The sequence below is a fragment of the Brevundimonas sp. genome (assembly GCF_036677305.1).
GTDB lineage: Bacteria > Pseudomonadota > Alphaproteobacteria > Caulobacterales > Caulobacteraceae > Brevundimonas.
On record NZ_JAKFEB010000264.1, the window covers coordinates 1 to 7,976 of the forward strand.

Genomic DNA, 7,976 nt, shown 5'->3' on the forward strand with positions numbered 1-7,976 from the left:
GGTGTAACCTTATCCATTCCCGTGCGTTACGGCTCAGCTCAAGCCATGAGAGGGGCCATGAAGACAGACGCGAAAACACCGGCCGTGCAGGCCGCATTCGGCATCCAGGGGCTGGATGACATCCTGGCCGGGGGGCTGGAGCGGGACCGGGTCTATCTGCTGGAGGGGAACCCGGGGACGGGCAAGACCACAGCGGCGATGAGCTTCCTGCTGGAAGGGGCGCGGCTGGGCGAGGCCTCGCTGTACATCACCCTGTCGGAGACCGAGGAGGAGCTGCGCGGCACGGCGCGGTCGCACGGCTGGTCGCTGGAGGGGCTGGAGATTTTCGAACTGGTGCCGCCCGAGAGCCTGCTGGACGAACAGCAGCAGCAGAGCCTGCTGTATTCCTCGGACCTGGAGCTGGGCGAGACGACGCGGATGATCTTCGAGCGGGTCGAGGCGGTGAAGCCCAAGCGGGTGGTCATCGACAGCCTGTCGGAGATCCGCCTGCTGGCCCAGAGCTCGCTGCGCTACCGGCGGCAGGTGCTGGCGCTGAAACACTATTTCGCGCGGCACGGGGCGACGGTGCTGCTGCTGGACGACCTGACCACGGACATCAACGACAAGACGGTGCATTCGGTGGCGCACGGCGTGGTGCAGCTGCAGGAGCTGGCGCCGGAATACGGGGCCGAGCGGCGCCGGGTGCGGGTGATCAAATACCGCGGGCGGCGGTTCCGCGGCGGTTATCACGACTTCACCATCAAGACGGGGGGGCTGGAGGTCTATCCGCGCATCGTGGCCTCGGAGCACCGGACCAGCTTCGACCGCACGGCGATGTCGAGCGGGGTCGAGGGGCTGGACGCCCTGCTGGGCGGCGGGGTGGAGCGCGGCTCCAGCGCCCTGATCCTGGGGCCGGCGGGGACGGGCAAGTCGCTGTTCGCGGTCAATTTCGCGGCGGCGGCGATCGCGCGCGGCGAGAAGGCGGCGCTGTTCATCTTCGACGAGGAGCTGGGCCTGCTCTACGACCGGATGAAGGGCCTGGGCATCGATCTTGAGGCGATGCAGGCGAGCGGCAAGCTGATCGTCGAACAGATCGACGCGGCCGAGCTGTCGCCCGGCGAGTTCGCCGCCCGCGTGCGGCGGGGCGTCGCCGAGCAGGAGATCAAGACGGTCGTGATCGACAGCCTGAACGGCTATCAGGCGGCCATGCCGCAGGAGCAGTTCCTGGTGCTGCACATCCACGAACTGCTGCAGTATCTGAACCGGCAGGGGGCCTCGACCTATCTGACCGTGGCGCAGCACGGTCTGGTCGGGGACATGAAGGCGCCGGTCGATGTGACCTATCTGGCCGACACCGTCATCCTGCTGCGCTATTTCGAGGCGCTGGGCCATGTGCGGCGCGCCGTGTCGGTGATCAAGAAGCGCGCGGGCGGACATGAGAAGACCATCCGCGAGTTCGAGATCGGCGAGGACGGACTGACGCTGGGCGAACCCCTGAGCGGCTTCCAGGGCGTGCTGCGCGGGGTGCCGAACTTCGTCGGCCAGGGCTCGGGCCTGATGGGCGACGCCTCGGCATGAGCCGGGGCGGGGATCTGTCGGAACGGGTTCTGGTGCTGGCCCCCACGGGACGCGACGCCGCGATCGCGGCCGCCATCCTGGGCGAGGCGAAGGCGCCGACGCGGATCTGCGCCGGCCTGGCCGAACTGCTGGACGAGATGCGCGCGGGGGCCGGCATGGCGGTGCTGGTCGAGGAGGCGCTGAGGGACAGCGACCTGTCGGGTCTGTCGCACTGGATCGACAGCCAGCCGTCGTGGTCGGACTTTCCGTTTCTGGTGCTGACGCATCGGGGCGGCAGCGTGGAGCGCAATCCGATGGCCAAGCGGCTGTCGGTGACGCTGGGCAATGTCGGCTTCCTGGAGCGGCCCTTCCATCCGACGACCCTGGTCAGCGCCGTGCGCACCGCCCTGCGCGGACGCCACCGGCAGTATGAGGCCCGGGAGCGGATCGAGGAGATCCGCCGGGCCGAGGCGTTGCTGGAGCGGCGCGTGGCAGACCGCACGGCCGAGCTGGAAGCGGCCAACCGCCAGCTGGCCGCCCAGATCGCCGAACGCGAGCGGGCGGAATCGGCGCTGCGGCAGGCGCAGCGGCTGGAGGCCGTCGGCCAGCTGACCAGCGGCGTGGCGCACGACTTCAACAATCTGCTGACCGTGGTCATGGGCAATGTCGAGCAGATGAAGAAGGGCGAGACCGATCCCAGGGTGATCCGCCGGCTGGACATGATGAGCGAGGCCTCGGCGCGGGGCGCGCGGCTGACGGCCCAGATGCTGGCCTTCTCGCGCCGGCAGAAGCTGGAGCCGCGGGCGGTCGATCTGAACGAGACGGTGCGCAGCATGGGCGACATGCTGCAGAGCGCGATCGGCGGCAGCGTGCGGATCGAGCCGCCGCAGCTCGATCCCGACCTGTGGCCGGCGATGATCGATCCGACCCAGATCGAGCTGGTGATCCTGAACCTGGCCATCAATGCGCGGGACGCCATGGCGGTCGGCGAATCCCTGCTGATCCGCACCGAGAACGTGACGACCGGCGAGCCGAAACGGCCCGAGGAACCGCCCGCCGGGGACCATGTGGTGGTGTCGGTCACCGACACGGGATCCGGGATGACGGACGCGGTTCTGGCCCGGGTGTTCGAGCCCTTCTTCACCACCAAGGAAGTGGGCAAGGGATCGGGTCTGGGGCTGAGTCAGGTGTTCGGCCTGGCCAAACAGTCGGGCGGCGGCGTGAGTATCGACACCGAGGTCGGCCGCGGCACGACGATTCGCGTCTTCCTGCCCCGGGCCGGCTCGGCGCCCCGGCGGGAGGACGCGGCGAGCCATGAACTGCTGACGGCGAGCGAGGCCGGTCTTGTCGTCCTGGTCGTCGACGACGATGACGCCGTGCGGGAAGTGACCGCCGGCTTCCTGACCGATCTCGGTTACGAGGTCGTCGAGGCCGGCAGCGGCGGAGCGGCGCTGGACCAGCTGGACCGGCACCCCAGGATCGACGCCATGCTGCTGGATTTCGCCATGCCCGGAATGAACGGGGCCGACCTGGCGCGCGAGCTGAGAATGCGCTGTCCGACCGCGCCGATCCTGTTCGCCACCGGCTATGTCGACGCCGAGGCGCTGACCGACGTCAGCGAGGGGCTGATCGTGCACAAGCCGTTCACCCAGGCCGAACTGGCCCGCAAACTGTCGCGGTCGCTGGCGGGGGCGGCGGCGGGCTGAGGCGTGACGGCGGGGGTCTATTCGTCCTCGAGCGGGGGCAGGCCGGCTTCCTTGCGAGCGGCGGCGGCGGCCTTCTTTTCGGCCTTGGCGGCGGCTTTTTCGGCGGCCTTCTTGGCGTCGGCGCGCTCGCGTTCCTGACGCTCGAAGCTGTAGTTGGGTTTACGGGCCATCGGCGGCTCTTTCTCTTTGTTGGCGCTACCGCGCTTCGCGCTACTTGAGCGCAGGAGTTGTTGGCGCTACCGCGCGTCGCGCTGCTTGAGCGCAGGAATGTTGGCGCGGCTTGAGCGCAGGAAGCGCTGCTGGAGCGCCTTGGGTTCCCCAAGGTGGGGCATGCCGGGGGCCGGGGCAACCGTTACGGTCAATCGACGGCGACGATCTCCACCGACTGGCCCGCGACGACGGCCTCGTCGCCGACGGTCTTGCCGATCAGGGCGACCGCGAGGGGCGAGACGTGGCTGACCGAACCGGCGGCCGGGTCGGCCTCGTCCTCGCCGGTGATGCGCCAGGTCTGGGCCCGGCCGTCCTCGCGCTCGATGGTGACCGAGCCGCCGAAGCGGACGCGGCCGTCGGGCGCGGTCTCGACCAGCTGGGCGGTGGCCCTGCGCGCGGACCAGTAGCGCAGGTCGCGGGTGGCGCGGGCCATGGCGGTGCGGTCGGCCTCGATGTCGCCCTTCGCCTGGGCGGCGGAATAGGCCGCGCGGGCCGAGGCCAGGGCGGCCTCGATCGCCGCCAGGCCCGAGGGCGTGACGAGGTTGGGGTGCGGGGAAATGGGACGGTCGGGAAGATCGGCGGCCGTGGCCTCCAGATCCTCCTCGCGGGTGAAGGCGACGCTCATGGGGGATGAGCGTATGGCGGCTTGCGGCGTTCCGGTCCATCAGGGAGCGATGAGCGAGATGAAGACAGTGCATGTGATCGGCGCCGGGCCGGCCGGGCTGATGGCGGCCGAGCGGCTGGCGCAGGCCGGGGTGAAGGTGGTGGTGCATGAGGCGATGCCCTCGGTCGCGCGCAAATTCCTGATGGCCGGGCGCGGCGGGCTGAACCTGACGCATTCGGAAGCGATGGAGGGGTTCGTCGGGCGGTATGGCGCGGCGGGCGGGACGGTGGCCGGGTGGCTGGAGCGGTTCTCGCCGACGCATCTGATCGGCTGGGCCGAGGGGCTGGGGCAGGCGACGTTCACGGGTTCCTCGGGACGGGTGTTTCCGCGGGCCATGAAGGCCTCGCCGCTGCTGCGGGCGTGGCTGGCGCGGCTGGACGGGCTGGGGGTCGAGGTGCGGACGCGGTCGCGCTGGGTCGGGCGGAGGGACGGGGCGTGGGTGTTCGGGACGCCCGGGGGCGAGTCGGTTGAACAGCCCGATGCGGTGGTGCTGGCCATGGGCGGGGCCAGCTGGCCGCGGCTGGGCTCGGACGGGGCGTGGGCGGGGATGCTGGAGGGGGTCGAGACGGCGCCGTTCCGGCCCTCGAATGTCGGCTTCGACGTGGCGTGGTCGGCGGTGTTCGCGGAGCGGTTTGCGGGTCAGCCCCTGAAGCCGGTCGCCATGACGCATGGAGACCAGACGGTGCGCGGCGAGGCGATGCTGACGCGCTACGGGATTGAGGGCGGGGCGGTCTATGCGCTGTCGGCGGGGCTGAGGGACGCGATCGAGCGGGACGGGACGGCGGTGCTGACCGTGGACCTGAGGCCCGATCTGTCGGTCGAGGGGCTGGCGGGGCGGCTGGCCAAACCGCGCGGCAAGGACAGCGTGACCAACTGGCTGCGCAAGGCGGGCGGACTGTCGGCGTCGGCGGTCGGGCTGCTGCGCGAGATACCGGGCGAGCTGCCGCCGGGGGCGGACAAGCTGGCGAAACGGATCAAGGCGGTGCGGCTGACGTTGACGGGCGTGCAGGGACTGGCGCGGGCGATCTCGTCGGCGGGCGGGGTGAAGCTGGACCAGCTGGACGACGGGCTGATGCTGACGGCCATGCCGGGCGTGTTCGCGGCGGGGGAGATGCTGGACTGGGAGGCGCCGACGGGGGGCTATCTGCTGCAGGCGTCGATGGCGTCGGGAGCGGTGGCGGCGGATGGCGTCGTGAGGTGGCTGGCGGGGCGGTGACGCCGGAGGCGACCGGGTAGCGCACGAGGTCCCCCTCAAGGGTCAGCGCGTCCCTCCAGAAGGCCGGCGATGGCCGCCAGCACCTGTTCGGGGACGAACGGTTTGGCGAGCAGGACGCTGCCCGCCACGCCCCGCGCTCTCCAGGCGGCCATGCTGTCGCCGGTCATATAGACCACGGCGATCTCCGGCCTGGCCTCCCTGGCTGCGGCCGCCACCGTCCAGCCGTCGGGGCCCGGCTCCATGCGTATGTCGGTGACCAGCACGTCGAAGGGCGGCGTCGATCCGCCCAGGGCGGCGATCGCGTCGGAGCCCGAATGGACCGTGGTGACAAGGTACCCCTCCTCATCCAGCGTCGCTTCGATGAGGGCCGCGATCAGCGCCTGATCCTCGGCTATGAGGACGCGCCCCCTGCTGTTCATTTCAAAATGCCCTTGTCGCGCAGGGTCCTGCACGAGGACCTCCGTAACCTCGCCCGTCCCCCGTTGTTCCTGTCGATCCGGTGCGTCGTGACGTTGCAGCGGGGTTTCCGGTGGCGCCGCCGGCTGTTTGGGTCCAAGCGTCTGCGGCACCTCCCGCCGCCGGGCATCGGCGCGGGGGACAATCGAAGGGTCGTGCGGAGCCATGCAGCAAACCACCGGCCCGGTCTGGGATGAACGACACCTCAGGCTCGGCGTGACGGCGGCCGGCGTCGCCCTGTGGGCGTGGAACGTCGACACCGATCGTCTGACGATGGACGAGATCGGCTTCGACCTCTGGACGGTGCCTTCGGGCGCCGCGGTCACCTTCGAAGACCTGTCGGCCAATATCCACCCCGCCGATCGCGACAGGGTGCGGGCGGCGTTCAGCGCGACGCGCGGGATCGTCGGCCCCTATGAAATCGACTTCCGCATCATGGTGGGGGACGAGGTCCGATGGATCTCGGCGCGAGGCCGCGGCGACGACGAGGGCATCGTGGGGCGTGTCATGTATGGCGTCTTCCTGGACGTCACCGGCCGCAAACAGGCCGAGGAGGCGCATGAGCTTCTGGCCGGAGAGATGAGCCACCGGGTCAAGAACCTGATCACCATCGCCGGCGCCCTGACCTCGATGACCGCGCGGTCCTCGGAAACCAAGGAGGACATGGCGCGCGAGTTGAGCCAGCGCCTAACGGCCCTGGGGCGCGCGCATGATCTGGTGCGGCCCGTGCCGGGCCAGACCGAGAACGCCGCCCTGCTGGGCGACCTGATTTCGGTCCTGCTCACACCCTATGACGATCTCGGCGCCTTCAGCGGACGCATCCGGGTGTCGGTCCCGCGGATGGGCATCGGGGAAGCGGCGACGACCAACCTGGCGCTGGTCCTGCATGAGCTGGCGACGAACTCGGTCAAGCATGGAGCGCTGTCGGCCGATGCGGGCCTGCTGGATGTGGCCTGCCTGATCGAGGGCGATGAGGCCGTGCTGGTCTGGACCGAGCGCGGCGGACCCCTGGTGACGCCCCCGAGCCCCGGCACGGGGTTCGGCAACCGGCTGCTCGACCGGATCATGACCCGGGCATTCGGGGGCGGGGTCGAATACGCCTGGCCGCCCGAGGGCCTGATCGCGACGCTTCGGATCAAGACCGGCAAGCTGGTCGTCTGAGGCTCAGGCGGGTCACGCGGAGGTGACGTCCGTGGGAGTGACGGGCTCTGATCGAAGGAGCTAGAACGGTCGCATGATCCAGCACCGATTGATCCTCGCCGCCGCTGTCGCAGCCTTGCTGACCGCCGCACCCGCCTTCGCCCAGCGCGCCGAGGGGGCGCGGCTGAACGAGCATGTGCGGGTGCTGGCCTCGGACGAATTCGAGGGGCGCGGCGTGGCGACGCCGGGCGAGCAGAAGACGGTCGACTATGTGGTCGGGCAGTTCCAGGCGCTGGGGCTGGAGCCGGGCGGGCCGGACGGGTCGTGGGTGCAGGCGGCGCAGCTGGGGCGGACGCGGCAGGACGGGCCGGCGACGATCACGGTCTCGAGCGGCGGACAGACGCGGGCGCTGGAGCGGGGGCCACAGGTGCTGGTTTCCAGCGACCGGCCGGTGAGCCGCATCACCGTGAGCGACGCGCCGGTGGTCTTCGCCGGCTATGGCGTCGACGCGCCCGAGCGGAACTGGGACGACTTCAAGGACATGGACCTGAAGGGCAAGGTGCTGCTGGTCATCGTCAACGACCCCGACTTCGGCGCGCCCGAGGGGCATCCGGTGGCCGGGAAGTTCGACGGCAATGCGATGACCTTCTACGGCCGCTGGACCTACAAATTCCAGGAGGCGGCGCGGCAGGGGGCGGCGGCGGTGCTGGTGATCCACGACACGGCGGGCGCCGGCTATGGCTGGAGCGTGCTGGAGGGGTCGTCGACGGCGCCGAAGTTCGACATCGTGCGGGCGAACCCGGACGCCGAGCGGGTCCCCGCGCAGGGCTGGATACAGGGGCCCGTCGCCGAGCAGCTGTTCGCCGACGCGGGGCTGGATTACGCGGCCCTGCGGCAGGCGGCGCGGACGCCGGAGTTCAGTCCGGTGACGCTGGACGGGGTGACGATGTCGATCGACTTCGGCCAGACCGCCGACCGGATCGAGAGCCGCAACATCCTGGCGCGGATCCCGGGGGCGACGCATCCCGAGGAGACGGTGCTGTACGGC

General features: G+C 70.4%; 8 protein-coding genes. 5 read left to right on the forward strand and 3 right to left on the reverse strand.

The annotated features are described in order from the left end of the window. Positions 1-57 precede the first annotated feature (57 nt). Positions 58-1,557, forward strand: a complete 1,500-nt coding sequence (locus V6M42_RS15150) for an ATPase domain-containing protein (protein WP_332659909.1) — start codon at positions 58-60, stop codon at positions 1,555-1,557. Next, positions 1,554-3,242 carry a response regulator gene (locus V6M42_RS15155; protein ID WP_332679251.1) on the forward strand — a complete coding sequence of 563 codons (1,689 nt, stop codon included), beginning with the start codon at positions 1,554-1,556 and terminating at the stop codon, positions 3,240-3,242. The genes V6M42_RS15150 and V6M42_RS15155 overlap by 4 nt, the downstream gene beginning before the upstream one ends. Positions 3,243-3,259: 17 nt before the next feature. On the opposite strand, the gene V6M42_RS15160 is transcribed toward V6M42_RS15155, so the two are convergent. Together V6M42_RS15160 and greA are read right to left on the reverse strand one after the other, a co-directional pair. Beyond that, positions 3,260-3,412, reverse strand: a complete 153-nt coding sequence (locus tag V6M42_RS15160; RefSeq protein WP_200943577.1) for a hypothetical protein — start codon at positions 3,410-3,412, stop codon at positions 3,260-3,262. A 188-nt stretch (positions 3,413-3,600) separates the two neighbouring features. Next, on the reverse strand, positions 3,601-4,077 hold the full coding sequence (gene greA / locus V6M42_RS15165; RefSeq protein ID WP_332679252.1) for a transcription elongation factor GreA: 477 nt from the start codon (positions 4,075-4,077) through the stop codon (positions 3,601-3,603). A gap of 49 nt (positions 4,078-4,126) precedes the next feature. Here greA and V6M42_RS15170 point away from each other — a divergent pair, with 49 nt between their 5' ends. After that, positions 4,127-5,332 carry an NAD(P)/FAD-dependent oxidoreductase gene (locus tag V6M42_RS15170; protein ID WP_332679253.1) on the forward strand — a complete coding sequence of 402 codons (1,206 nt, stop codon included), beginning with the start codon at positions 4,127-4,129 and terminating at the stop codon, positions 5,330-5,332. A 35-nt stretch (positions 5,333-5,367) separates the two neighbouring features. On the opposite strand, the gene V6M42_RS15175 is transcribed toward V6M42_RS15170, so the two are convergent. Next, a complete protein-coding gene (locus V6M42_RS15175; RefSeq protein ID WP_332679254.1) occupies positions 5,368-5,751 on the reverse strand; it encodes a response regulator in 384 nt (127 codons plus the stop codon). Between the two features lie 202 nt (positions 5,752-5,953). Between V6M42_RS15175 and V6M42_RS15180 the strand changes: the two genes are divergently transcribed. Then, the gene (locus V6M42_RS15180) at positions 5,954-6,949 is read left to right on the forward strand and encodes a sensor histidine kinase (protein ID WP_332659901.1); all 996 of its coding nucleotides are present in this window, start codon (positions 5,954-5,956) and stop codon (positions 6,947-6,949) included. Between the two features lie 73 nt (positions 6,950-7,022). Continuing rightward, a partial coding sequence (locus tag V6M42_RS15185) for a PA domain-containing protein (protein ID WP_442880988.1) occupies positions 7,023-7,976 on the forward strand: 954 nt, incomplete at its 3' end.